Source organism: Vibrio sp. D173a, from assembly GCF_030248475.1.
In genome coordinates, this window is sequence record NZ_JAHGAH010000686.1 from 1 (window position 1) to 566 (window position 566).

Below are 566 nucleotides of genomic sequence, written 5' to 3' on the forward strand. Positions count from 1 at the left end.
CGCTTGATATCCGACATATTCCCGTTGTAGATGCAGATAGAAAACTGCTTGGTGTGGTGACCCAACGTGATGTACTCGCTGCTCAAGAATCTAGCCTACAAAACATCCCTCAAGCTCAGTCCTATACTCTCGCAACACCGCTCAATGAGATCATGCATAAAAACGTTATGTCCGTTGAACCAAGAGCGGGACTAAAAGAGTCGGCGATTTACATGCAGAAGCATAAAGTGGGTTGTCTGCCAGTTGTAGAACACGGCGAGTTGGTTGGCATCATTACAGACAGTGACTTCGTGACTATTGCAATCAACCTTTTGGAACTGCAAGAAGAGAGTGAACCGGAAGAGATTGAGGCCTAATTCATACGATTCAATGTTTGGCGTATGGCAAGAGTCAACGGCCGCAGCGTGATTCCGTTCATCTCGCAAAGTGAGCCTAGGCTTTTACATAGATGACAGGCAAAAAAATGAGCGGCTGGATTGGGCCGCTCGAAGGTCAGGGTTTCATGCGTTCCTGTAAACAGTAAGGAATCTTGTTATTGCTCGATCTGATTTTTCATTCTTATATAG

The 566-nt window shown here is 45.6% G+C and carries 1 protein-coding gene; it reads left to right on the plus strand.

The window, feature by feature from the left end:
• Positions 1 to 356 (plus strand): CBS domain-containing protein (locus KIV40_RS28510; RefSeq protein WP_285352583.1); only part of this gene is annotated, 356 nt, incomplete at its 5' end.
• Between the last annotated feature and the right edge of the window lie 210 nt (positions 357 to 566).